This is a genomic window from Pandoraea pnomenusa, from assembly GCF_040391475.1.
GTDB classification, from domain to species: Bacteria; Pseudomonadota; Gammaproteobacteria; order Burkholderiales; family Burkholderiaceae; genus Pandoraea; species Pandoraea pnomenusa_C.
In genome coordinates this window covers 254,690-279,776 of sequence record NZ_JBEBXS010000003.1, presented here as the reverse complement: position 1 = coordinate 279,776, position 25,087 = coordinate 254,690, and the positions used below count along the sequence as shown (strand labels likewise).

Annotated in this window: 25 protein-coding genes; 17 read left to right on the top strand and 8 right to left on the bottom strand. The window is 63.6% G+C overall.

What is annotated here, in order from left to right:
* Nucleotides 1-7: 7 nt before the first annotated feature.
* Nucleotides 8-526 carry a sigma-70 family RNA polymerase sigma factor gene (locus ABWO90_RS05475; RefSeq protein WP_353190184.1) on the bottom strand — a complete coding sequence of 173 codons (519 nt, stop codon included), beginning with the start codon at nt 524-526 and terminating at the stop codon, nt 8-10.
* A gap of 637 nt (nt 527-1,163) precedes the next feature.
* Between ABWO90_RS05475 and ABWO90_RS05470 the strand changes: the two genes are divergently transcribed.
* From ABWO90_RS05470 to ABWO90_RS05455, 4 genes are all read left to right on the top strand, one after another.
* Nucleotides 1,164-1,547, top strand: coding sequence for a hypothetical protein (locus ABWO90_RS05470; RefSeq protein WP_353190183.1), 384 nt, complete (start codon nt 1,164-1,166; stop codon nt 1,545-1,547).
* A gap of 290 nt (nt 1,548-1,837) precedes the next feature.
* Entirely contained in the window at nt 1,838-4,591 is a 2,754-nt protein-coding gene (gene mgtA, locus ABWO90_RS05465; protein ID WP_353190182.1) for a magnesium-translocating P-type ATPase, read from the top strand.
* Nucleotides 4,592-4,704: 113 nt separating this feature from the next.
* A complete protein-coding gene (locus ABWO90_RS05460; protein ID WP_353190181.1) occupies nt 4,705-5,439 on the top strand; it encodes a transporter family protein in 735 nt (244 codons plus the stop codon).
* A gap of 165 nt (nt 5,440-5,604) precedes the next feature.
* Nucleotides 5,605-6,147, top strand: coding sequence for a MarR family winged helix-turn-helix transcriptional regulator (locus ABWO90_RS05455; protein WP_353190180.1), 543 nt, complete (start codon nt 5,605-5,607; stop codon nt 6,145-6,147).
* Between the two features lie 55 nt (nt 6,148-6,202).
* Here the strand turns inward: ABWO90_RS05455 and ABWO90_RS05450 are convergent, their stop codons facing one another.
* Complete coding sequence (locus ABWO90_RS05450) at nt 6,203-7,447, bottom strand: IscS subfamily cysteine desulfurase (RefSeq protein WP_353190179.1); 1,245 nt, start codon at nt 7,445-7,447, stop codon at nt 6,203-6,205.
* Between the two features lie 427 nt (nt 7,448-7,874).
* Between ABWO90_RS05450 and ABWO90_RS05445 the strand changes: the two genes are divergently transcribed.
* The 12 genes from ABWO90_RS05445 (at nt 7,875) to ABWO90_RS05390 (ending at nt 18,041) form a co-directional block, all read left to right on the top strand.
* Nucleotides 7,875-8,393, top strand: a complete 519-nt coding sequence (locus ABWO90_RS05445) for a flavin reductase family protein (protein WP_353190178.1) — start codon at nt 7,875-7,877, stop codon at nt 8,391-8,393.
* A 26-nt stretch (nt 8,394-8,419) separates the two neighbouring features.
* Complete coding sequence (locus tag ABWO90_RS05440; RefSeq protein WP_353190177.1) at nt 8,420-9,901, top strand: 4-hydroxyphenylacetate 3-hydroxylase family protein; 1,482 nt, start codon at nt 8,420-8,422, stop codon at nt 9,899-9,901.
* 63 nt (nt 9,902-9,964) lie between these two features.
* Nucleotides 9,965-10,345, top strand: a complete 381-nt coding sequence (locus ABWO90_RS05435) for a cupin (protein WP_353190176.1) — start codon at nt 9,965-9,967, stop codon at nt 10,343-10,345.
* 110 nt (nt 10,346-10,455) lie between these two features.
* Nucleotides 10,456-11,703, top strand: coding sequence for an ABC transporter substrate-binding protein (locus tag ABWO90_RS05430; RefSeq protein WP_353190175.1), 1,248 nt, complete (start codon nt 10,456-10,458; stop codon nt 11,701-11,703).
* A gap of 61 nt (nt 11,704-11,764) precedes the next feature.
* The gene (locus ABWO90_RS05425) at nt 11,765-12,454 is read left to right on the top strand and encodes a DUF2848 domain-containing protein (RefSeq protein ID WP_353190174.1); all 690 of its coding nucleotides are present in this window, start codon (nt 11,765-11,767) and stop codon (nt 12,452-12,454) included.
* 4 nt (nt 12,455-12,458) lie between these two features.
* Nucleotides 12,459-13,238, top strand: coding sequence for an ABC transporter ATP-binding protein (locus tag ABWO90_RS05420; protein ID WP_353190173.1), 780 nt, complete (start codon nt 12,459-12,461; stop codon nt 13,236-13,238).
* Nucleotides 13,235-13,990 (top strand): ABC transporter ATP-binding protein, encoded by a 756-nt coding sequence (locus tag ABWO90_RS05415; protein ID WP_353190172.1) that lies wholly within the window; start codon nt 13,235-13,237, stop codon nt 13,988-13,990. Before ABWO90_RS05420 ends, ABWO90_RS05415 begins: the two co-directional genes overlap by 4 nt.
* Before the next feature lie 20 nt (nt 13,991-14,010).
* Entirely contained in the window at nt 14,011-14,901 is an 891-nt protein-coding gene (locus ABWO90_RS05410) for a branched-chain amino acid ABC transporter permease (RefSeq protein ID WP_353190171.1), read from the top strand.
* A gap of 7 nt (nt 14,902-14,908) precedes the next feature.
* Nucleotides 14,909-15,934, top strand: a complete 1,026-nt coding sequence (locus tag ABWO90_RS05405) for a branched-chain amino acid ABC transporter permease (RefSeq protein WP_353190170.1) — start codon at nt 14,909-14,911, stop codon at nt 15,932-15,934.
* Nucleotides 15,935-16,021: 87 nt separating this feature from the next.
* Complete coding sequence (locus ABWO90_RS05400; protein WP_353190169.1) at nt 16,022-16,513, top strand: Rrf2 family transcriptional regulator; 492 nt, start codon at nt 16,022-16,024, stop codon at nt 16,511-16,513.
* Nucleotides 16,514-16,758: 245 nt separating this feature from the next.
* The gene (locus tag ABWO90_RS05395; protein WP_353190168.1) at nt 16,759-17,049 is read left to right on the top strand and encodes a DUF4148 domain-containing protein; all 291 of its coding nucleotides are present in this window, start codon (nt 16,759-16,761) and stop codon (nt 17,047-17,049) included.
* Between the two features lie 101 nt (nt 17,050-17,150).
* Entirely contained in the window at nt 17,151-18,041 is an 891-nt protein-coding gene (locus ABWO90_RS05390) for an AraC family transcriptional regulator (RefSeq protein WP_353190167.1), read from the top strand.
* Between the two features lie 87 nt (nt 18,042-18,128).
* Here the strand turns inward: ABWO90_RS05390 and ABWO90_RS05385 are convergent, their stop codons facing one another.
* The 4 genes from ABWO90_RS05385 to ABWO90_RS05370 all read right to left on the bottom strand — a co-directional run bounded on the left by ABWO90_RS05385 (nt 18,129) and on the right by ABWO90_RS05370 (nt 22,022).
* Nucleotides 18,129-19,364 carry a porin gene (locus ABWO90_RS05385; protein WP_353190166.1) on the bottom strand — a complete coding sequence of 412 codons (1,236 nt, stop codon included), beginning with the start codon at nt 19,362-19,364 and terminating at the stop codon, nt 18,129-18,131.
* A gap of 186 nt (nt 19,365-19,550) precedes the next feature.
* Nucleotides 19,551-20,525, bottom strand: coding sequence for a glycerophosphodiester phosphodiesterase family protein (locus tag ABWO90_RS05380; protein ID WP_353190165.1), 975 nt, complete (start codon nt 20,523-20,525; stop codon nt 19,551-19,553).
* Nucleotides 20,526-20,566: 41 nt separating this feature from the next.
* Entirely contained in the window at nt 20,567-21,340 is a 774-nt protein-coding gene (locus tag ABWO90_RS05375; protein WP_353190164.1) for a DeoR/GlpR family DNA-binding transcription regulator, read from the bottom strand.
* A gap of 196 nt (nt 21,341-21,536) precedes the next feature.
* A complete protein-coding gene (locus tag ABWO90_RS05370; RefSeq protein ID WP_353190163.1) occupies nt 21,537-22,022 on the bottom strand; it encodes an Lrp/AsnC family transcriptional regulator in 486 nt (161 codons plus the stop codon).
* Nucleotides 22,023-22,179: 157 nt separating this feature from the next.
* Between ABWO90_RS05370 and glmS the strand changes: the two genes are divergently transcribed.
* Entirely contained in the window at nt 22,180-24,009 is a 1,830-nt protein-coding gene (glmS, locus tag ABWO90_RS05365; RefSeq protein ID WP_353190162.1) for a glutamine--fructose-6-phosphate transaminase (isomerizing), read from the top strand.
* A 173-nt stretch (nt 24,010-24,182) separates the two neighbouring features.
* Here glmS and ABWO90_RS05360 read toward each other — a convergent pair whose 3' ends face one another.
* Both ABWO90_RS05360 and ABWO90_RS05355 read right to left on the bottom strand, forming a co-directional pair.
* Nucleotides 24,183-24,374 (bottom strand): hypothetical protein, encoded by a 192-nt coding sequence (locus ABWO90_RS05360; RefSeq protein ID WP_353190161.1) that lies wholly within the window; start codon nt 24,372-24,374, stop codon nt 24,183-24,185.
* 324 nt (nt 24,375-24,698) lie between these two features.
* Nucleotides 24,699-25,055 (bottom strand): VOC family protein, encoded by a 357-nt coding sequence (locus ABWO90_RS05355; protein WP_353190160.1) that lies wholly within the window; start codon nt 25,053-25,055, stop codon nt 24,699-24,701.
* Nucleotides 25,056-25,087 lie beyond the last annotated feature (32 nt).

Sequence of the window (25,087 nt, the reverse complement as noted above, 5' to 3'; positions counted from 1 at the left end):
GTCGTGCTCACCCGAGAAACGAGAGGTCGGCGAAGTAGCAGCGTTGCAGCGCTTTCGCGAGATAACGTTTGACGGTCGGGATCGAGATGCCGAGCGCCTCGGCCACCTGCGCGTGTGTCTGCCCGTCGAGTTGCGAATGCAGGAACGCCTGCCGGACGATGGTCGGCAGGCCGTCGAGCAAACGGTCGAGTTCGATCAGGGTTTCGAGCACCATCGCGCGGGTTTCGGGCGACCATTCGACGTCGCGCGGCACGTGGGCGAGGGCATCGAGATAGGCGCGTTCCAGCTTCTGGCGGCGCCAGTGATTGGAGACGAGATTCTGCGCGACGGTGGTGAGATACGCGCGCGGCTCGTCAAAGGTTGCCGGCACCCGTTCGCTGCCAAGCAGTCGCACGAACGTGTCGTGCGCAATGTCGGCTGCCTGCTCGGCACTTCCCAGACGCCGGTGCAGCCATCCTTTCAACCAGGAGTGATGATGGCTGTATAACAACTCGACAGTGGAAAGGAGGGGGGCCGGGGTTTGCATGATCCAGTCTGATGTTCGGTCCACTCACGACGCTCTGGACCAGCGCGAAGACTGGCAACGGTCATGCAGCAGTTGAAACGGGATGTCACGAATTTGTTAATGATAATCATTATTAATAACGTATGGGAAATATCCCTGTCAATGGCAAGTGCATTGGAACGCTGTCGATGTGTCGGTGTCCTGAGGTCGGCGCATCGCCGCTGACGCCCGTCCGGCGGCCTTGGGCGGCAGTTTCGCCGGGTTGATCGTGGGCCGAATCCCATCGTGATTGCGGTGCAGCAATTTATGCTTGACGTTGCAAATTGGCCTCAGTTACCATCCGCCCTGTCTTCAATTTAAGGGGTTGCCCGTGAATTCCGATGCCAGTAGTCCTCGATCTTTGATCGATTGATTGCCTGAGGAACCACAGCCATTCCCTGTGCCGCGTCCTCAAGCAGGATGCGGTGTCTAGCGCCACTCGAACGCTCTGCCTGAGCGTGATGTTCCCGGCGCCACTCCCGCAGAAATTTCCACTGTCGTGCCCGTGATGGGTGTCGTCGTTTCGCGTCCGTTATCCGGAATTGCGACGTCGCACGCACATGTGCCGTCCGTTCATGCCGTCCATGGCATGTGCGCTTCGCAGTCATGCGAGGAAGTCATGCGAGCTTTTCAAACGTTTCAGGCTTTCCAGAGCCAACCCACGCGCGCCACGCCGGTGTCGCGCCTGACCGTCGTCTGCCTGGCCGATGCCCTGGGGGCATTGCGCAAGCAGATGTTCATCGATCTGAGCGCCCTCGGCCTTCGCGCCACGCACGTGAGCATCACGCACTGGAGCGACCGCGACGAAGCGTCCGCCACCGTGACGCTCGACTGCCCGCAAGCGTCGCGCGCTTCGCTCACCTCGCTCGTCATGCGTCTGTCCGACGAGCGAAGCGTGCGCCGCGTGTTCTGGTCCGACGACGCGACGCGTCGCGCGCCATGCGCTGGCAGAAGCCAGGCCTCCACACGCCTGGGCACCGTACCTCAGCGTCGCCGCGACTGAACTGCCGCTCGAGGCGAAGGCCTGCGGCGGTGTCCCCATCCAATCAACCCAGGGAGTCCGATATGGAAGACGGAAGTAGTCGAATGTTGCCCGTCGGAACCGCGAGCACGATGCGCGGCATTCCGGCGGGCGACCCCATGCCAAAACCACGTAATCCTGTTTTCACCGACCGCGCGCCGCGCGGCGCGGCTGGACACGTTCGCGCCTTTTTCCGGAGACCTGTCATCCGGTAGCGCCTGACGAGACCGGCCGGCCGCCATGCCAGCGTAAGCCGCGCCAGGGAACTCGTCATGACCAAAGAACTTCGCTCGCGCCAGAAGCAGCGCGGCTTCGTCGATCACTCGACACCCTCGGATCTGCCGGCCACCGGGCCCGACGTCGTTGCACGTCTGGCCACCGAGCCGCTGCACGATGTCCTCCATACCCTCGGCACCGACAAGAGCGGCCTCACGCTCGCCGACGTCGGCCTGCGCCAGACCCGCTACGGCCCCAACGAAATTGCGCACGACAAGCCGCCCCACTGGGTCGTGCAGTTGTTCGGCGCTTTCAAGAACCCGTTCGTGATGGTGCTGCTCGTGCTTGCGGTGGTCAGCTACTTCACCGACGTCTACTTCGCCGCCCCGGAAGATCACGACTACAAGGGCATCATCATCCTGATGACGATGGTGACGATCAGCGGTCTGTTGCGCTTCTTCTCCGAATTCCGGTCGCTGCGTGCGGCCGAGAAGCTCAAGGCGATGGTGCGTACGACGGCGAGCGTTCGCCGCCGCATGACGGCGTCGGGCAAGTCGGAGCGTCACGAAGTCGCCATGCGCGAGCTGGTCGTGGGCGACATCGTGACGTTGCAGGCGGGCGACATGATCCCGGCCGACCTGCGTCTGATCGAGTCCCGCGACCTGTTCATCAGCCAGGCAGTGCTCACCGGCGAGGCGCTGCCCGTCGAGAAGTACGACACGCTTGGCGCGGTTGCGCAAAAGTCCGCGGAGATCGCCGCCGGGCAGAGCAGCACCACGCTGCTCGACCTGTCGAACATCTGCTTCATGGGCACGAACGTGGTGAGCGGCACGGCCACGGGTGTGGTCGTCGCCACTGCTGGCGATACGTATTTCGGCGCTCTGGCGAAAAACGTGGTGACCCACAAGCGCGTGGAAACGAGCTTCGATCGCGGCGTGAACAGCGTGAGCTGGTTGCTGATCCGCTTCATGCTGGTGATGGTGCCGGTCGTCTTCATGATCAACGGCCTGACCAAGGGCGACTGGGTGAGCGCGCTGACCTTCGCGCTGGCGGTAGCCGTGGGCCTCACGCCGGAAATGTTGCCGATGATCGTGAGCGCCAACCTCGCGCGCGGCGCGATGGCCATGGCGCGTCGCAAGGTGGTGGTCAAGCGGCTGAACTCGGTGCAGAACTTCGGCGCCATGGACGTGCTGTGCACCGACAAGACCGGCACCCTTACGCAGGACCGCATCATCCTCGAGCAGCATCTGGATGTCGCGGGTGACGTACGCGAAGACGTGTTGCGTCTGGGGTGGCTCAACAGCTATCACCAGAGCGGCCAGCGCAATCTGATCGACGTGGCGATTATCCGTCGCGCCAACGAGATCGGCGACTCGGTGCAACCGCGCACGTTTGCCAAGATCGACGAATTGCCGTTCGACTTCGTGCGCCGCCGCCTCTCGGTTGTGGTGGCGAACGATCGCGGCGAGCACCAGATGATTACCAAGGGTGCTGTCGAAGAAATGCTCGCAGTCTCCACGCATGTGAAGACGCCGCAGGGTGTGCAGGCGCTCGACGACGCAGCGCGCGCCCAGTTGCTTGCGCGTGCCGAGGCCTACAACGAAGACGGCTTCCGCGTGCTGGTCGTGGCCACCCGCGACATTCCGGCGGGCGAGACGAAGACGCAATACAAAACGTCCGACGAAGCCGGTCTGACGGTCTGCGGCTTCCTGACTTTCCTCGATCCGCCCAAGGATTCGGCCGCGCCCGCCATTGCCGCATTGCGCGAGCACGGCGTGGCGGTGAAGGTGCTCACGGGCGACAACCCGATCGTCACCATGAAGGTGTGCCGTCAGGTCGGGATCGAACCCGGCACGCCGCTGCTCGGCGCGGACATCGAGCCGATGGACGACGACACGCTGCGTGAAGCCGTCAAGCGCACCACCGTGTTCGCCAAGCTCGCCCCGCTGCACAAGGCGCGCGTGGTCAAGGCCCTGCAGGCGAACGGCCACACCGTGGGCTTCCTCGGTGACGGCATCAACGACGCTCCGGCCCTGCGCGATGCCGACGTCGGCATTTCGGTGGACACCGGCGCGGACATCGCCAAGGAAACCGCCGACATCATCCTGCTCGAGAAGAGTCTGATGGTGCTGGAGGAGGGCGTGATCAAGGGCCGCGAGACGTTCGGCAACATCCTCAAGTACCTGAACATGACGGCCAGTTCCAACTTCGGCAACGTGTTCTCGGTGCTGGTGGCGAGTGCATTCCTGCCCTGGGAGCCGATGCTCGCGATGCAGTTGCTCGTGCAGAACCTGGTGTACGACATCTCGCAGATGTTCCTGCCGTGGGACCGCATGGATCCGGAGTTCCTCAAGAAGCCGCGCAAGTGGGACGCCGGCAACATTCGCCGCTTCATGCTGTGGCTCGGGCCGACCTCGTCGGTGTTCGATATCACGACCTATGCGCTGATGTGGACGGTCTTCGGTGCCGGGGCGCTGTATCACGCGCACGGCGGCGATGCCGGGCAGGTGATCATGAACTCGGGCTGGTTCATTGAAGGACTCGTGTCGCAAACGCTCGTGGTTCACCTGCTGCGTACCCAGAAGATTCCGTTCCTGCAAAGCACCCCGGCGCTGCCGATCATGCTGTCGACCACGGTCGCCATCGCACTGGCCTGCTGGCTGCCGTATTCGCCGTTCGCCGAAGCCCTTGGCTTCGTGAGCCTGCCGGGTTCGTACTTCTACTGGCTCGTGGCGACCATGCTCGGCTACATCGCGCTGGCGCAGGTCGTGAAGACGATCTACATCCGCCGCTTCGGCCGCTGGTTCTGACACCGGGCCTTGCCCGAGCGTCACGCCCCCGTCCCACGGGCGGGGGCCGCAACTCACACACACGCCGGGCGCGGGGCGCCCGGAAATCCACACGTCGAGAAAGAGAACGAAACATGAAGAAGCATCTGATGACCCTCGCACTGGCTTGCCCGTTGAGCGCGTTCGCCGCGCACCCGCTGGTCACCGACGATACCGGCACGCAGGGAGACGCCAACTGGCAGTTCGAGACGAACGGCGAAGTCACGTCGAAGCAGCAGGACACGGGGCGTCAAACGCTGTGGAACAGCACGCTTACGCGAGGGGTTGGCGAGACGGTGGACCTTTACGTCAATGTGCCGTACACGCATCTGCAATCGCGTGGCGACACTGCCGGCAACGGCATTGGCGACGTGGAAACCGGCGTGAAATGGCGTATGTACGACAACGGGGCGCTGAGCCTTGGCCTCAAGCCGTACTTCACGTTCCCGTCCGGTAACGACCAGCGCGGGCTGGGCACGGGCCGGGTGAACGCCGGCGCCGCGTTGCTCGCTCAATACGTGGTCGACGACTGGACCTTCCTGGTGAACGCGGGGGCGGCCTATCAGGGCAACACGCAAGGGCAGCGCCAGGCGTTGTGGAAGGCGTCGGCGGCGGTGCTCTATCGCGTACTACCGACGACGCAGCTGATTCTGGACATCGGCACGTCGCAAAATCCGGACTTCTCGCAGCGCACGAACCCGGCGTTCATGATTGTCGGCGCGATCTACAGCCCGAAGTCCTGGCTCGATCTCGATGTCGGGTACCGCCGCGGGCTCAACCCGCAGACGTATTCCGATTCGTGGATGGCCGGGGCAACCGTTCGTTGGTAAGCCGGCAGGCTGGCGAGACCGATTGCGGGATCGCCAGCCACATGACGACGGACAAGGGCGGGGTGAGCGGAAACCTCGCCCGCCAGTGCGACGATAACTTTGCAGTATAATTTTTTTTCAAAGTCATTGTCTCGGCGTGCTGCGCCACATTTTCCCGACCCCGTCATGCCCAAATCGTCGGCCCCGAAGGCCCTTACCGTCACCAATCCAGCCTGTCTCATCGACGGTTCCGACGCCGAATTCCGCCACCTGATCAACGGTCTGCTGCCGTTCGCAGCGCGCCTGCTGTCGGTGCGCGACGGCTTCGGCAGCCTGATCGGCCTGACCGGTATCCAGTACTCGCTCTTGCAGTCGGTCGTGCATTTGTCGTCGCTCGGCGACGTGACCGTCAACCAACTGGCCGAGCATCTGCACCTCTCCGGTGCGTTTGTCACCATCGAGACGAACAAGCTCAAGGCGCTCAAGCTGATCGACAAGCGACAGAACCCCGAAGACCGGCGCAAGATGAGCCTGACGGTCACCACGGCCGGCGCGAAGCTGCTCCATGAACTCACGCCCTCGCAACAACGCATCAACGACGTGCTGTTCGACGGCGTGACGCGCACCGAATTCAAGGTGCTTTGCGCCGTTGTCGACCGGCTGGTCGCGAATGGCGACCGCGCCACGCTCGACCTCGGTCACCTGCTCGCGATTCGCGACAAGCGCTAACGGTCGGGCGCCGGGGGGCAGGCGCCGCGCATCTGACGCGGCGCTCCCCGATGGCTCAGTGCGCCGCCCACTGAATCGTGTTCAGATCCACGCCGTCCTGATACATATCCCACAGCGGGCTCATTTCGCGCAGCTTGCCCACAGTCGAGCGCAGCATGGCGATCACGCTGTCGACCTCGGCTTCGGTAGAGAAGCGTCCGAGCGTGAAGCGGATGGAGCTGTGCGCGAGCTCGTCGCTGCGCCCGAGCGCACGCAGCACGAACGACGGTTCGAGCGATGCCGACGTACAGGCCGAGCCTGACGAGACGGCCACGCCCTTGATGCCCATGATGAGCGACTCGCCTTCGACGAAGTTGAAGCTCACGTTGAGGTTATGCGGCACGCGGTGCGTCATGTCGCCGTTGACGTAGACCTCGTCCATTGCCTTGAGTCCTGCCAGCAGTCGGTCGCGCAATGCGCCGACGCGCGCGGCTTCCGACGCCAGCTCCAGCTTCGCCAGTCGGAAGGCTTCGCCCATGCCGACGATCTGGTGCGTCGGCAGGGTGCCCGAGCGCATGCCGCGCTCGTGCCCGCCGCCGTGAATCTGTGCCTCGATGCGGATGCGAGGCTTGCGGCGCACGTAAAGCGCACCAATGCCTTTCGGGCCGTACAGCTTGTGTGCGGTCACCGTCACCAGATCGACCTTGAGCGTTTGCAGGTCGATCGGGATCTTGCCCGCGGCCTGCACCGCGTCGCAATGAAACACGATGCCGCGCTCGCGGCACAACTCGCCGATCTCGGCGATGGGCTGGATCACGCCGATTTCATTGTTGACCATCATGACCGACACCAGGATGGTGTCCGGCCGCAGCGCGTTGCGCACGGTATCGACCGTAATCAGCCCGTCTTCCTGCACGTCCAGATACGTGACCTCGAAGCCCTGACGCTCCAGATCGCGCATGGTGTCGAGTACCGCTTTGTGTTCGGTCTTGACGGTAATCAGGTGCTTGCCCTTGCCGCTGTAAAAATTCGCCGCGCCCTTGATGGCGAGGTTGTTGCCTTCGGTGGCGCCCGAGGTCCAGACGATCTCGCGCGGATCGGCGCCGAGCAAGGCCGCCACATGTTCGCGTGCCGTCTCCACGGCTTCCTCGGCCGCCCAGCCATAGCTGTGGCTGCGCGAGGCCGGGTTGCCGAAGTTGACGGCGAGGTACGGCACCATTTTCTCGACCACGCGCGGGTCGACGGGTGTCGTGGCGCTGTAATCCATGTAGATGGGCGCCTCGAAAAGCGACGGCGTGGGCGACGGTGCAGGTGACGACATAGGGGACTCCGAATCATCCGGTGGACATCATGAATTGCGGCCGAGTGTAGCACCGCAGCGCAGCCGGATTGCGCTCTCCCACAATGAAAAAAGGGTTTCATGCCCCCCCGTTTTCGACGCCGGATGCCTCGGGTAAACGAGATAGGTTGCACGCGATCCGGTTGTGTCTTGTGCTTTGCGATACGCCGGAAACCCCAATGCCATAAAGGGTTTTGCACGAATGAGGTGCGGCAATGCACCAGCGAAATGCCGATGCACCGGCGTAGCTCTCAGGGTTTACCTTTCTTGTTTAGCTAATTTTGTTAACGTTGAATAATGACTAACAAACAAAGCTAAATACAAAAGACGGTGTGGTACATAAAACAACGAATCGATGTTCCGGTCGATGACGTTGCCAGTGCCGGATCGGCTTGAGAAGGAGGTCGCCATGAACGATGCATCGCCCGCAGTTCCGGTTCAGGAAGACGAGGCCCGGCAGTTCCGCCGCACGCTCGCCATGTTCGCCACCGGCGTGGCCGTGATTACCGCGCCGCGCGCCGACGGCCCGCCCGTCGGCATCACCGTGGCGTCGTTCAACTCGGTCTCGCTCGATCCGCCGCTGGTGCTGTTCTCCGTCGACCGGCGCTGCCTGAGCCTCGACGACCTGTGCACGGCGGGCCGCTACACCGTGAACGTGCTCGACGAGAGCCAGCGCGAGACGTCGAACCGCTTCGCCACGGCGCGTGGCAACAAATGGGAGGGCGTGAGCTTCGAGGGCGAGGGCATTGGCCGGTTGCCCGGCGCGCTGGCGGCCTTCGAGTGCGAGCCCCACGCGCAGCACGACGGCGGCGACCACGTGATTTTCGTCGGACGGGTCGTGCGCCACACCGCGCGCCACGACGGCCGTCCGCTCATTTTCTTTGGCGGGCAATACCGCTCGCTCGATACCGCGCCGGTGGCGGCGTGAGTTTCCAGGGGTTTCAGGAGAGAGTCATGGTAAAGAACGGTAGTCAACATATCGGCCAACTGCGCGACGGGCGCGAGGTGTACATCGACGGCAAACCCGTCGGCGACGTGACCACACACCCGGCCTTCCGCAATTCGATTCGCAGCTACGCCAGTCTGTATGACTTTCAGGCGCGGCCCGAGAACCTGGACGCAATGACCTTTGCGTCGCCCGACACGGGCGATCAGGTCTCGCGCATCTGGCAACTGCCCACGAGCTACAACGAGCTGGTGCAGCGCCGCGAGATGCTTGAAGCCTGGAGCGAACTGCACTACGGCTTCATGGGGCGCTCGCCCGACCACGTGGCGTCGTGCATTTCGGGCATGGTCATGGGCATCGATGTCTTCGAGCAGTACGACACGAAGCGTGCCGGTGCGTTGCGTGACTATTACAAGTACGCCCGCGACAACGATCTGTTCCTGACGTATGTGATCGTCAATCCGCAGGCCAATCAGTCCAAGGCGGCGCACGAGCAGGAAGACAAGTACCTTGCCGTGGGCATCGTCGATCAGGACCACGAGGGCATTACGGTGCGCGGCGCCAAGATGCTCGCGACGAGCGGCATCATGGCCAACGAGGTGTTCTGCAGTTGCATCCAGCCGCTCAAGGCCGGCGACGAGATGTATGCGCTGTCGTTCGCCATTCCGATGAACACCAAGGGGTTGCGCGTGCTTTCGCGCAAGTCGTACGAGGGCAGCGCCACGTCGGTATTCGACAACCCGCTCGCCTCGCGTTTCGACGAAAACGATGCCGTGCTGTACTTCGACGACGTGAAGGTGCCGTGGGAGCGCATCTTCGTGGCGGGCGACACGGCCATGTGTGCAAAGCAGTTCCATGCCACGCCGGCACACAGCTATCAGAACTACCAGTGCCAGGTGCGGCTGATGGTCAAGCTGCGCTTCCTCGTGGGCATTGCCTTGCGCATCACCGAAGTGAACGGCACGAACGCCTTCCCGCAGGTGCGCGAGACGCTGGGCCAACTGGCGGCCGAAGCCGCGATGGTCGAGGCATGGGTTCACGGGATGGAGGCCAAGGGCCACATGGAAGGCGGCTATTACGTGCCGGACCGCAGCCTGCTCTACGGCTCGCAGGTACTCACGCAGCAGCTCTACACCAAGGTGCTCAGCACGCTTCGCGAGCTTGCCGGCGGCGGCATGATCATGCTGCCCTCGAGCATCCACGACTTCGAGAACCCGATGCTCGCCAGCATCATCGAGAAGACCCAGAAGTCGCCGGTGGCCGATGCCGAGGAGCGCGTGAAGTTCTTCAAGCTCGCGTGGGATGCCGTCGGTTCCGAATTCGCGTCGCGCCACAACCAGTACGAGATGTTCTACGCCGGGGCGACCTTCGTGACCAAGGGGCACGCCTATCGCACCTACGACTGGCAGAAGGCCACGCGTCTGGTCGACAACCTGCTCGGTACGTATGCGCTCTCGGACGAAATCGTCCGCCAGCCGGTGGCGGCCTGATTCGCCCGACCTGCATTCCTTCCCCACGACAACGCAAACCTCAGCCACAGACAAGGAGTTCCCATGGCGATCAACAAGCTGCACGATGAGTTCCACACCATCGACATGAAAGACGGGTGGGAAGTCCCCCCCGGCTATCCGCCCGGCATCGAGCAGAAGATTCTCGCGGGCGCGCTCGACGAGCCCAACCGCGCAGGCAGTCGCACCCGCCTGCTGCGCTTTGCCCCGGGCATCTACACCAAGGCGCCGTTCGTCCATACGTACTGGGAGGAGGTCTATCTCGTCTCAGGTGATCTGACAGTCGGCAACGACGCACAAGGCGAGGGCGGCGAAGCCTTTGCGCCGAATACCTACGCCTGCCGTCCGCCGGGTGCCTTCCACGGCCCGTTCAAATCGAATGGCGGCTGCCTGCTGCTCGAAATCCACTATTACGACCCGGCCTGACACGCTCAAGGCAGGGCACGGGCGCGGCACACGTGAGGGCGTGGCCGCGTCGCCGGAGACATTCGCACGCACACACATACGAAACCTCTACAGGCTATCGGGAAAACATCATGTCTACGTTTCGCGCACGTCGTATTTCATCATGGGCTTCGCTGGCGCTCGCCACCGCCGCTGCCTTCGCCACGTCGGTTCCCGCCCAGGCGCAGCCGGGCAAGATCAGCGACGGTGTGGTGAAGATCGGGGTGTTGACCGACATGTCGTCGATCTTCTCCGACATCGGCGGCAAGGGCTCGGTGATCGCCGCGCAGATGGCCGTCGACGACTTCGGCGGCAAGGTCAACGGCGTGCCGGTCAAGGTCATTTCGGCCGACCATCAAAACAAGACGGACGTGGCCGCGACCATCGCGCGCGACTGGTTCGACAATCAGCAGGTCGATGTGGTCGAAGACTTGCTGCCGTCGTCGGTGGCGCTTGCCGTGGCCAACGTGGCCAAGGCCAAGAAGCGCATCGCCATCGTGACCGGCGCCGGGACCACGCGCCTGGTGAACGAGGAGTGCTCGCCGTATACCGTGCAGTACTCGTACGACACCTATTCGTTCGCCTCGAACACCGTCAAGGCCATGACACGCAGCGGCGACAACAGCTGGTATTTCCTGACGGTCGACTACGCGCTGGGTGCGTCGCTCGAGAAGGACGCCACCGAAGCCCTGCAGCACGTGAACGGCAAGGTCGCGGGCCGCGCCAAGCATCCGCTCAATTCCTCGGACCTCTCGTCGTACCTGCTGCAGGCGCAGGCATCGCGCGCCAAGGTCATTGCACTGGCCAATGCCGGGGCCGACACCGTGAACGCGATCAAGACTGCGCGTGAGTTCGGCATTACCGGGCCGGGCAAGCAGAAGATCGCCGGTCTGCACATGTTCATCAGCGACATCAACAGCCTGGGCCTCGAAGCGGCGCAGGGCATGACGCTCACCACGGCGTTCTACTGGGATCGCGACGACGCCTCTCGCACGTGGGCGCAACGCTTCTACGCGAAGACAGGAAAGATGCCGACGCTCGTGCACGCAGGCACCTACTCGTCGGTCACGCATTACCTGCAGGCGGTGCAGCGCACCGGTACCGACGATGCCGACACGGTGATGGCGTCGATGAAGGCCACTCCGGTGAACGACTTCTTCGCCAAGGGCGGCCAGATTCGTCCCGACGGGCTGATGGTTCACGACATGTTCCTCGTGGAGGTGAAGTCGCCCAAGGAATCGAAGAAGCCCTGGGATTACTACAAGGTGGTGCAGACGATCCCTGCCAACGAGGCGTTCCGCCCGCTGGCGCAGAGCCAGTGCGCGTTCATCAAGAAGTGAGTGCGGGCGGCGAGTTGTAGACGCGAGTTCGAGAAAGACAGCCATGACCGGAGTCGGAAAAATGAATCTCATGCATTTCGTAGTGCAGACGGCAGACGGTGTCGTCGATCGTGACATCCCCATCAAGCAACTGGTGATCGCGGGCTGGACCGGCCGCGATACCGAAGCGATGGAGCACCACATCCAGGAACTCGAGGCGTTGGGCGTGAAGCGTCCGGCCGCCACACCGATGTTCTATCGGGTGTCGAGCGATCGTCTCACCACCCAGGTGCAGATCGAGGCAAGCGGGCGCGCGAGCAGCGGGGAGGTGGAGTTCCTGCTGGTGCGCAGCGGTGGCGAGACGTATGTCGGTGTCGCATCGGACCACACGGATCGCGAGGTGGAGACGTACGGCGTCACGGTGTCGAAGCAGATGTGCGAGAAGCCGTGCGCGACGGTGTTGTGGCGGCTGGCCGATGTCGAGGCGCACTGGGACCGGCTCACGTTGCGCAGCTACGCCAATATCGGCGGCGAGAAGGTGCTGTACCAGCAAGGCCCGGTGACGGCGATGCGCTCGCCGCAGGATCTGCTCGATCGCTTCGCCCAGGCGGGCGGCCGGTTCGAAGACGGCACGGCCATGCTGTGCGGCACGCTCGCGGCCATCGGCGGCATTCGTTCAGCCGAGCGCTTCGACTTCGAACTGGAAGACCCTGTGCTCGAGCGTCGCCTGCAACACGGTTATGGCGTTACCCCGTTGCCGGTGGTGGGGTGAGGGCATGCATCACGACGACATCATTCTCGAAACCCGGCAGCTGACCAAGGCGTTTCGCGGCTTCACGGCCGTGGGCGGCGTCGATCTGAAGGTCCGGCGTGGGGCGATTCACGCGCTGATCGGGCCGAACGGTGCCGGGAAGACCACCTGCTTCAACCTGTTGACGAAGTTCCTCACCCCGACGTCGGGCCAGATCTTCTATCGCGGTGAGGACATCACGCGTCTTGCACCGGCGACGGTCGCGCGTCGCGGCATGATTCGGTCGTTCCAGATTTCGGCCGTGTTCGGGCATCTGTCCGTCATCGAGAACGTGCGCGTCGCGCTGCAACGGGCCACGGGCCGGTCGTACCACTTCTGGCGCAGCACTCGGGCGGTGGGCGATCTGGACACCCGGGCGATGGCATTGCTCGACGAAGTGGGCATCGCTGCCTACGCCGACGAGTTGACCGTTTCGCTGCCCTACGGACGCAAGCGCGCGCTGGAGATCGCCACCACGCTCGCGATGGAGCCGGACGTAATGCTGCTCGACGAACCGACGCAGGGCATGGGGCACGAGGACGTCGAGCGCGTGGCGGCGCTGATCCGGCAGGTGGCGGTCGGGCGCACCGTCCTCATGGTCGAACACAACATGAAGGTGGTTGCGGGCATTGCCGACACCATCACGGTCTTGCAGCGCGGCGAGATTCTGGCCGAGGGCGATTACGCGACGGTCACGGCCGACGCACGCGTGCGCGAAGCCTACATGGGCACGGCGGACGCCGAACTCGAAGGAGCACACGCATGAAGGCGCATGAAGCGTCGCTCGTGACGGCGAGCGTGCCGGCACTGGCCGTGTCCGGCCTGCAGGCGTGGTACGGCGAATCGCACATCCTGCACGGCGTCGATCTGGTCGCCGGGCAGGGTGAGGTCGTGAGTCTGCTGGGCCGCAACGGCGCGGGCCGCAGTACCACGCTGCGCGCCATTCTCGGCCTGACCGACACCCGCGACGGCTCGGTGCGGGTGTTCGGGCGCGAGACGATCGGCCTGCCGACGCGCAGGATCGCACGCTGCGGCGTGGGTTTCTGTCCCGAAGAGCGCGGCATCTTCGCAAGCCTGTCATGCGAAGAAAACCTGCTGCTGCCGCCGGTACTGGCGGCCGGCGACGGCGTGTCGGCGCAGGCGGGCATGTCGCTCGACGAGATCTACGCGATGTTCCCCAATCTGGCGGAGCGACGTCACAGCCCGGGCACGCGCCTGTCGGGCGGCGAGCAGCAAATGCTGGCCATTGCGCGAATCCTGCGCACGGGCGTGCGTCTGCTGCTGCTCGACGAGATTTCCGAAGGTCTGGCACCGGCGATCGTGCGCACGCTGGCCCGCATGATCGAAACGCTCAAATCGCGCGGCTACACCATCGTGCTGGTCGAGCAGAACTTCCATTTCGCCGCGCCGCTGGCCGATCGCTTCTACGTGATGGAGCACGGCCGCATCGCGCTGCAATTCGACGCCGCGCAGTTGGCTGCCCACACGGGCGCGCTGCAAACGTTGCTCAACGTGTAACCCGTTCTGAAGGTCATGCCGTGAATCCATTCGATATTCCGCTACCGGCGCTGCTCAGCCAACTGATGCTCGGGCTGGTGAACGGTTGCTTCTACGCCGTACTGAGCCTCGGCCTGTCGGTCATCTTCGGTTTGCTCAATGTCATCAACTTCGCCCACGGCGCGCTGTTCATGATCGGCGCGCTCGTGGCCTGGATGGGCGGCCAGTATCTGGGGCTGAACTACTGGGCGATGCTGGTGCTCGCACCGCTGGTGGCCGGCTTGCTGGGCGTGGCCATCGAGCGTGGCCTGCTCTCGCGCATCTACAAGCTCGATCACCTTTACGGCCTGCTGCTCACGTTGGGCCTCACGCTCGTCATCGAGGGGCTGGGCCGCTCGGCGTACGGCGTGTCGGGCATGTCGTTCGAAGGACCGGCCCTGCTCGCCGGGGCGACGCGCCTGCCGTTCATGGTGCTGCCGAACTATCGGGCATGGGTGGTGGTGGCGTCGCTGGCGGCTTGCGCATTGACGTGGTTCGTCATCGAGCGCACCCGGATCGGCGCGCTGTTGCGCGCGGGGACCGAGAACGCGCGTCTGGTGGAGACGTTCGGCGTGAACGTGCCGCTGATGGTCACGCTCACGTATGCATTCGGCGCGGCGCTGGCCGCGTTCGCGGGCGTGCTCGCTGCGCCGATCATGCAGGTCTCGCCGCTGATGGGGCAACCGATGATCGTGACGGTCTTCGCGATCGTGGTGATCGGCGGCATGGGATCGATTGCCGGGTCGGTGGTGACGGGGCTGGTGCTCGGCGTGCTCGAAGGCCTGACCAAGCTCTGGTATCCGGAGGCTTCGGCCACGGTCGTGTTCGTGATCATGGCGCTGGTGCTGCTCGTGCGCCCGCATGGTCTGTTCGGTGGTTATGCCTACAAGTGAGTCGTCGATGATGCGTCAATACCGTTTCGATCTTGTGCTGCTCGTGTTGTTGCTCGCGCTGCCGGCGCTCGGGGTGTATCCCGTGTTCGCCATGAAGGTCCTGTGCTTCGCGCTGTTTGCATGCTCGCTCAACCTGGTGCTCGGCTATACTGGGCTGTTGTCGTTCGGTCACGCGGCCTTCTTCGGCGGCGCGGCGTACTTCGCGGGCTATGTGATGCGCGATCTGGCGTGGTCGCCCCTCGCGGGCGTGCTGACGGGGGTGGCGACGGGGGCCGCGTTCGGCTTGATCTTCGGGCTGTTCGCGATTCGGCGTCAGGGGATCTACTTCGCCATGATCACGCTCGCGTTTGCGCAGATGTTCTACTTCTTCTGTCTGCAAGCGCCATTCACCGGCGGGGAGGACGGTCTGCAGGGGGTGCCCCGTCAGACGCTCTTCGGTCTGTCGCTCGACCACGACCTGACGCTGTACTACGTGGTGCTGGCGGTAGTGGCAGCAACGTTCGCCCTGATGTCGCGAGTGATCGCGTCGCCCTTCGGCCGGGTGCTGGCGGCGATCAAGGAGAACGAGCCGCGGGCGATCTCGCTGGGCTACGAGGCCGAACGGTTCAAGCTGCTGGCGTTCGTGCTCTCGGCGGCGATTGCCGGGCTGGCCGGATCGCTCAAGACGCTCGTGCTGGGCTTCGCCACGCTGTCCGACGTGCACTGGTCGCTCTCGGGGTCGGTCATTCTGATGACGCTAGTCGGCGGGATGGGCACTCGCTTCGGGCCTGTGGTCGGGGCGTTGCTGATCGTGTCGTTGGAGACCAAGCTCGGCGACATCGGTAACTGGCTGGCCCAGGCGACCGGCTGGCAAGCATTCACGGGACTGGGCACCATGGTGAGTGTGGTCACCGGCGTCATCTTCGTGCTCTGCGTGCTGCTGTTCCGTCGCGGCATCGTAGGCGAGTGGCTGGTGTGGCGGCAGCGCTGGGCCGCACGGGCGGCGTCACAGGGCGCGTCGACGCGTCTGGCGGCGACGGCCGGGCGGGGATAAGATGCATCGCAGAGCCATGTTAAACTGCGCTGCAATACCATCCGGGGCGCGATGCCGGCCCTGTCAGCACGCTCCCGTCTTCGTCGAATGCGACTCACCGACCATACCGATTACAGTCTGCGCACCTTGCTCTACGTCGCGGTGTATCCCGACGAGCTTGTGCATGTGCAGTCGGTTGCCGAAGCGTTCGATATCCCGAAGAATCACCTCGTGAAGATTGTGCAGAAGCTCGGGCAACTGGGCTTTCTGCATACCGTGCGCGGTCGTTCCGGCGGCATTCGGTTGGGTCGCCCGCCCGAGCGTATCGGTCTGGGAGAGGTCGTGCGCGCGATGGAACCGGATTTCGCCCTGGTCGAGTGCTTCCATCAGGGCGACAACGGTTGCGTCATCACGTCGGCGTGCAATCTGCGCGGTGTGCTCGGCGAGGCGCTGCGCGCTTACTTCGAAGTCCTCGATCGCTACACACTGGCCGATCTGCTCGGCAAGCCGGGCGTCATCCGTCGCCTGTTGGGCGATGCCGTCGCAGCGGCGATTCCCGTCGAAGACATCAAGGTCAAGCGCCGCGTCACCGAAGCCTGATCGCCACCGCTGCGACGTCGGCGCCTGCGCTTTGTCCTGCCCATCGATGATTCCTATCGTCGCCATAGCATCTGCCAACGCCTATCGTCATCTTCGGACGATTGGTCGCATCTTGCAGACGGGCTGCTGCGAATTTTGGGCCGTCCTTTCGTAATCTTGAGTCGTACCCGATAGCTTCCAACGAACGACCGAAGCATGTCGGCAACCGACATACGGCAAATCTGCCGAACGAAAGGAGTTTCATCATGAACGCTCGTATTTTCGCCGCTGCCCTGATTGCCACTGCCACTTTGGCCGCCACTTCCGCCTTCGCCGAAACGCAGACGGCCGACGCTTCCCAGCCGGTGGCTTCCCAAGGTGTGACGCGCGCGCAAGTGCGCGAGGAATTGCGTCAGGCGCTTGCGTCAGGCCAACTCGACCAATCGCTGCAAACTTATCCGTCGCTGCTGCAACAGCGCTCGTCGGTTGGCCGCTCGCGCGCCGAGGTGCGCTCGGAAATCGGCACGCCGTCGTTGCTGGGTGATGGCCGCGCCTGAAGCGTCGCTGCATGTGATGTCAGCAGGGTGGAGGGCTTCCAAGCAAGGCTTGGCCAATTCCTCCATAATCAGCGCACCGGGTTATTCGTCATGAGTGCGTCATGGATCGACTCTCCACCCTGATTTCGAATTTCGGCGTTCGCGCCGGTGTATTTCACAGCGGCGGCCTGTGCGGCATTGCCAGTTACGGTGTCGACGCCCACGACGGCGGTCACCTGCATTTGCTGCGTTCCGGGGAAGTTTCGCTGGTGCTCGAAGATGGCACGCGTCGCGAAATCGTCGAACCGTCGTTGATTTTCTTTCCACGCCGCAATCACCACCAGTTGCTCTCGGACGAGCGCGATCGCACGGAGCTGGTGTGCGGCTCGCTGTCATTCGACGGCGGTCACAACAATCCGCTGGTTGCCGCGCTGCCGGAATACCTGGTGCTGCCGACGCAGTCGGTATCCACCCTCGATCTCACGTTGAACTGGCTCTTCGCCGAGGCGTTCGGCGCACAGTGCGGACGACTCGCGGTGATGGATCGTCTGTTCGAGTTGCTGGTCATTCAGTTGCTGCGCCACGTGCTGGAAGCGCGCATGGTGAGTCGCGGCATGCTGGCCGGACTGGCCGACCCGCGTCTGGCGCGCGCATTGCATGTGATCCACAACCAGCCCGGCGAGGCGTGGACGGTGGAGTCGCTGGCCGGGACCGCCAACATGTCGCGCGCCAATTTCGCTGCGCAGTTCCGTGAGGTCGTTGGACAGTCTCCCGCCGACTATCTGCTGGATTGGCGCATCGGACTGGCACAGAAGCGTTTGCGCGACGGGCAGCCGATTGCGCGTGTGGCGGAAGAGGTTGGCTACGACAGCGCCTCGGCGCTCGCCCGCGCGTTTCGTCGCAAGACTGGCAACAGTCCGCGAGACTGGCTGCGGGCGCAGATGCACGCTGTCACCATGTTGCCCCCGCCACGCGTGACGCTGGTGCCGGCGTTGCCGGCTCAGGCAGCCTAGGTGGCATAGCCGCCATCTTTTTCGGCTGCGCGAGCCGCAGACGTGCTTTTGGTTCATCACGCGCTGCGGCCCGACGACTTCCCCTGCTTAGAAGACGTGGCTGACGCCCAGCCGCACGACCGTCTGCGAATTGGTCGCCGACGACATGCCATTGGCCGCGTCGCCGACCGATGCGGTGGCATCGATCACATTGCCGTAGGCGTCGAGCGTGCTGCCCGAGGCCTTCTGGTAGCCGGCCAGCGCGTAAAGTTCGGTGCGCTTGGACAGGTTGTAGAAGGCCGCGAGGTTGAACTGGTGGTATTTCGCGCCCGACACATTCGCCGCCGGGGCATTCACGTTGGTGAAGCTGTAGCCACCGCCGAGGCGGAACGCATTCGTGAAGCGATACATGGCCAGCACGCCGACCGTATCGAACTTCGCCGTTTGCGTGAAGCGCGAAAAGGTGCCCGGGGCGTATTCCGTGTGGCTGTAGTTCGCGCCCAGCGTGGTGTTGCCGATCTGATAGGTCATGGCCGTGGCGATCACATCGCGTGCCCGGGCGCTGGCGTAACCGGCGTTGATCGACGACCCGAAAGCCGAGTCCGACGACCCGGCCCAACTGCCGATGGTCGTATCGGTGGCGCCGGTCTTGTCGTTGTTGGCGTGCGAGAACCCGACGCCCCAGACGAGCGGGCCGTTTGCATATTGCCCGCCCAGGCCCCAGGTACTCTGACGGCTCATCGAGCCCGGCTGATTGCCGAAGCCGTACATGGCCCCGAATGTGAACCCACCCCATGACGGCGAACGATATTTCACGCCGTTGTTCACGCGCGAGCTGTGATCGAGGTTGTCCACGTCGCCGGGGTGTGCTGCCACACCGGAGAGCAGGGCGGTGCCACCGACCGAGCCGACGAGATCGATCAGCGGATCGTACTGACGCCCGAGCGTGAAGGTGCCATAGGTCTTGTCCTGAAGGCCGACATAGGCATGACGGCCGAACAGGGCGCCGCCCTGACTCGCCATGCCGTTGGCGATGCTGAAGCCGTTCTCGAGCCGGAACAGGGCCTTCAGGCCGCTGCCCAGATCCTCCGTACCCTGAATGCCCCAGCGGCTGCCTTGCCATGTGCCATTCTGGAAAGCGTAGCTCGACGCGCCGTTGAGCACGGCGGGGCGGCCTGCCGCGCCGGCCCGCGTGACCGAGGCGACATTGCTGGCGTAGCCGACGCCACCGTCGACGATCCCGTAGAGCGTAATGTTGGATTGCGCGTGAGCGAACGCGACAGCGGAGCACCCGGTGACGAGGGCGGCAGCGCGCGTGAGGACGGAGCGAGAAGGGAACTTCATGGTGATTTTCCTGTGCGTGGAGCAACGTTGCGCAATGCGCTTGGCGGGGGCTTGTGCCGTGTTAGCGCATTGCTTTGTAAATTTGGAATCCTAAATATGACATTTGATTCGAGATGCGAGACCTCGATTCGTCAACGGCGGTGTGGCCCGCGCGCGGCGTGAACCGAGCGCGGTTGCCGAGAGCGCTTATTTTTTGGGGATCTGTCCCTGATCGACCAGCGCAGCGCGCAGGCGGGCGGGAGAGTCTGTCATCACGGCGTCGAAGCCGAGCTGCGACGCGGCTTCGAAATCCTGCGGCGTTTCCACGCCGAAGGCGACCAGATGCACATCGCCACGCGACTTGAAGCACTGGACGGCGGCAGGCGTCCACCAGTTGGCAACGACTTTCGACACCCCCTGGCCGAGCGTGAAGCGCTCGACAACCTCCACTTGCCGGTGAAGCTCGATGCCGACCCAGGTGCCGGGTGCGGGAGGCGTGGCGCATTGCCCCGCCAGCGCAGCGGTCACGAGTCGGTTGCGCGTCGCGTCGCGCGATTCGAAAAGTTGCGCTTGCGGGCGTCGTTCGCGCATCCGGTCGGTGGCGTCGGCCTCGGTGGAGTACAGGCGTACGCGCGACCAGGCTTGCGTGTCGTCGAGCACCTGAATGACGGCTTCGACGAGCGGCGCTGCGGGTGTCTGCTTCATATCGAGCAACACCGGCACATCGGCAGGCACGGCAGCCAACGCTTCACGCAGCGTCGGGATCGGCAGCGGATGGTCACGGTAGGGATAGACGGTCTGCGAGTCAGCAGTCTTGCGCGAGAACGCGTAGCCCGCATTGAGCTTGCGCACGTCGGCGTAGTCGAGATCGGCGAGCTTGCCGTGGCCGTCCGTGAGGGCCGAGAGGTCGGCGGGACGGTACATCACCGGGACACCGTCGCGTGTGACTTGCACCGTCATCCACAGTGCCTGCGCGCCGTTATGCAACGCGTTGGTGAACGCCTGCACGGTGTTCTCGGGCGTGTCGCCGGTGCCGCCGCGATGCGCGACGATGAGCGGGGCGGCACTCGCCACAGGCGAAGTCAGTCCGCCCACGGCGCAGGCGAGCGCGGTGAGGCTAGCGGCGGTGAATCGGGCCCAGGTGGGGGTTGGGGCGGCGGCACGAAACGAAGCGGCGAACATGGTGGCGGATCTCGGGGCGGACAAGGGGATCGTGGGGTGTGTCAGACGGTAACGAATTCGGGGCGATCGGCCGCAGACGGCAGCGCACGCAGGTAGTCGCTCAACGCGTCGGGTAGCGGGCCGTCGGTGACGACGAGGTGCTGGTCGTCGAGTTGTCCGCCGCGCACGCTCGGCTTGCGTGTGAACTTGTACGCGTCGGCCACCAGAATGCGGTAGCGGCTGGCGTCGCGCAGGGCTTCGCGAGAGGCCGCCTCATGTCGGTCGTAGTCGAGCAGGGTGCCGTCGTCGTCGATGCCGCCCACGCTGTACACGCCAATGTCGGCGCGATACGCACGGAAGAGCCGATCCGCTTCGTCACCAAGAATTTCGGGGTTGGGCGAGCGCAACTCACCGCCCGGGACGATCACGCGATGTTCGGGATTGCTGGCAAGGACCAACGCGGCGCGCAGGTTGTTCGTGATGACGCACAAGCGCTTGCGATGCACGAGGGCCACGGCCACCTGTTCCGGTGTGGTGCCGATGCCCAGCAGCACGGTTGCACCGTCCGGGATCCGTTCGGCGGCGGCCTGTCCGATGCGAAGCTTGCCTTCGAGATTGCGTACGCGCCGCACCTCGTAGGGCTGATTCGGGCCGGGCGTGAGCAGACGTGCGCCGCCGTGGTAACGGCGCAGCACGTTCGCATCGCACAACGCATTCACGTCGCGCCGGATGGTCTGCGTGGCCACGCCGAAATGCTCGGCGAGGGCGTCGACGCTCATTTCGCCATGCTGACGAAACAACGAGACGATGCGGGTTTGGCGTTCTGAGAGATCCATCGGGCAGTCTTGTATCGCGCATTCTGTCTGGAATGGGCGTCACTTTGACAGCCGAGTGTGACGTTCGAATGACTTGGTGAAATGTTCAAATGAACTTTGTCGCAATCCGATATCGATGAATTGCCTTGCTGTGTGGCGATCTGCATTGGCGAAATACAAGCAGGAATCGCAGGCTTTCGCTTTGCGGCCCATGCCGTCAGTGCGGTCGATTCATTTGAACTCGTGCGTTGGCTTCGAACTTCGCCATGCGAGTCGAGAAGAAGGTGCGGACATTTCGAATGTTCGATGCGCCTTTGAAGAGCCGTCGTGCGAGTCCGTCGTATTCGGCCATGTCGCGTACCTGTGCGATCACCACGAAGTCCGGGCCCGGCGATACGCGATAGCACTGCGTGACGGCGGACTCGGCGCAGATGTAGGACTCGAAGGCGTCGAAGTCTTCTGCGGTTTGCCGGTCCAGACTCACTTCCACGACTGCCGTGAGCGTCGGGCCGAGTTTGGACGGCTCGAGAATCGCAATCTGTCGGGCGATCACGCCTGCATCCCTGAGGGCACGTACGCGTCGAAGACAGGTAGGCGCAGACGCGTGCACGCGGCGCGACAGTTCCAGGTTCGAGATCGATGCGTCGGCTTGCAGCGTGCTCAGGATGCGCAGATCCAGATCGTCGAGGGTCACGGTCGTCATGTTGGCTTTTGAAAGGGGATACGTTTGAAATTAAATTTCACTATGTTGATTGTGTGAATTTAAATTTCATAAAAATGTTGATTTTGACGATTAATTTCAGTTCGTCAACTCTACCATCGCTTCACTGACGGGCAACGAATCCTCTCGGAGAAGCGTTATGTGTGGAATCATCGGTGCGGTGGCGCAACGGGACATCGTCCCTACGCTGGTCGACGGTCTGAAGCGGCTGGAGTATCGCGGGTACGACTCGTGCGGCGTGGCGCTGTACGCCGACGGCGCGTTGGTGCGTGCGCGGAGTGTGGCGCGCGTCGCGAATTTGCAGGACGAAGTCGCGCGCATGCAACTCTCGGGCTACACAGGCATAGCGCACACGCGCTGGGCCACGCACGGCAAGCCGGTCACGGACAATGCGCATCCGCATTTTTCGCCAGGCGCCGAGACGCCGCGCATCGCGCTCTCGCACAACGGCATCATCGAGAATCACGAGGCGTTGCGTGCCACGCTTCAGACGCACGGCTATCGCTTCGCGAGCCAGACCGATAGCGAAGTCATCGCGCATCTGATCGACCATCTGTACGATGGCGATCTGTTTGCGGCGGTGAAGGCCGCTGCGGCGCAACTGGCGGGCAGCTATGCCATCGCGGTGATCTGCCGCGATGAACCGCACCGTCTGGTAGGTGCACGTGACGGCATGCCGCTCATTCTCGGGGTGGGCGAGGGCGAGAACTTCATTGCGTCGGATGCGATCGCGCTGGCCAGCGTTACCGATCGGATCGTGTATCTGGAAAATGGCGACGTGGCAGACATTCAACTGCATCGCTATTGGGTCGAAGATGCGCAGGGGCAGCGCGTGGAGCGCCCGGTCAATCGAGTGGCGGCGCATAGTGGCGCGGCGGATCTCGGCCCTTATCGGTACTACATGCAGAAGGAAATCTTCGAGCAACCGCGCGCGGTCGCCGATACGTTGCAGGACGTAACGTCGATCATGCCGGAATTGTTCGGCGACACTGCCTGGCGCGTGTTCAACGCTGTGGATTCGGTGCTGTTGCTGGCGTGTGGCGGCAGCTATCACGCGGCGCTTACGGCGAAGTACTGGATCGAGAGCCTCGCGCAATTGCCGGTGAGCGTGGAGATTGCCAGCGAGTATCGCTATCGCGATAGCGTGGCGAATCCGAACGCGCTGGTCGTCGCGGTCTCGCAAAGCGGTGAGACGGCCGATGTGCTTGGCGCCATTCACGCGGCGAAGGCGCGGGGCATGCATCACACGCTGGCCATCTGCAATGTGGCCACGAGCGCGCTGGCGCGTGAATGTGCGTTGACGTTCTTCACGCGTGCGGGCGTCGAGATCGGTGTGGCATCGACCAAGGCGTTTACGACGCAGCTCGTCTCGCTATTCCTGCTGGCGCTTACGCTCGCGCAGACCCGCAAGCGCCTGTCGGACGAGGACGAACAGCAGCATCTGCGCGCGCTGCGGCACCTGCCGGACGCGATTGCCCGCGTGCTGGCACTCGAGCCGCAGATCATCGGCTGGGCGGAGCAATTGACACGACGTCAGGACATTCTGTTCTTGGGTCGGGGCCTGCACTACCCGGTGGCGATGGAGGGGGCGCTGAAGATGAAGGAAATCTCGTACATCCACGCCGAGGCGTACCCGGCGGGCGAGTTGAAGCATGGCCCGCTGGCGCTGGTGAGTGACGAAATGCCCGTGGTGGCGGTGGCGCCCAATGACCGTCTGCTGGAAAAGCTCAAGTCGAACATGCATGAGGTGAGCGCGCGTAACGGCAGGCTCTACGTCTTCGCGGACAGCGATTGCGGCCTGTCGCCCGGGCCCGATATCGACGTGATTCGTCTGACCGAGCACTACGGGCTGCTGTCGCCGATTCTGCACACGATCCCGATGCAACTGCTCGCGTATCACGCCGCCGTCGCGCGCGGCACCGATGTCGACAAGCCGAGAAATCTTGCCAAATCGGTGACGGTCGAGTGATAGGGAGCGGTGCGATCCGGGGGCTGTGGCCATAGGGATCAGACGTTGTTACACACGCTTGTCTGCGATAGGCGGGCCGTTGCAGATTGGCGGTGCGCCCTCACTCATTCGCCGTGTGTTCGCCATGTCCATCGTCCAGCGCAAGGCGGCCGAAATCGGCCGCCAGCTTGCACTTAGAAGAAGGATTTTTTATTTGCCGTCACCGGCGAGTCTTGCGAGGTGTTACCCGCCAATACGGTCGTTGTTTTCCTGCCGCCAGCTCCCCCGCTGACCTGGTCGATTTCCTGTGCGTTCAGCTCGGTGACCGGGGCTTCGGCCTCCGGCCGCGGCACAGATTCGCTCGACTTCCGATCTTCCTTTTTCATACCAGCCTCCTTGCGAGTCGTGAGAAGCGGCGAGCTATCGCCGACTTCGCACTGAATTGACGAACGATCCGCGTCAATAACGGTACAGCCCCCGGGTATTGGGCGAGCGCTGTACCGGTGAAGGTTTCAGGAGGAGGGGATGCCTACAGGACTCCATTCTGGCGCACGACCCAAACAAGACGTTCCGAAGGCATGGTATCCATCGGGTCGTGGGCGTGCATTGGACTTAAGGCGTATACGCAATGCGCAATGCGCAAGGAGGGCTCCAAACGAAGCGTTGTGCATTCAGGGGGATACCGCTCTCGTATCGTTCCCGTCTGGCAGCTATTTCCCCGCAGACCACACCGCGAGCTCATACCCGTCCGGGTCGGTGAAGTGGAAGCGTCGTCCGCCCGGAAAGTCGAATGCCGGCACGGTAATCGGGGCGCCCGCCGCTTCGACACGACGTTGTGTCTGCGCCAGATCGTCGGCGTAGAGAATCACCAGCGGCCCACCGGGCCGAATGGTGCCGCCCGTGGTCAGCCCGCCGGTGAGCCGTCCGTCACTGAACTCGGTGTAGGTGGGGCCGTAGTCGGTGAACGTCCAGCCGAACACGCTACCGTAAAACGCCTTGCTGCGCGCAATGTCGCTGACATTGAATTCGATGTTGTCGATCTGGCGATCGGTGCCGCGATGGCTCATGATGTGCCTCCGTCAATGAGATGAATGACCGC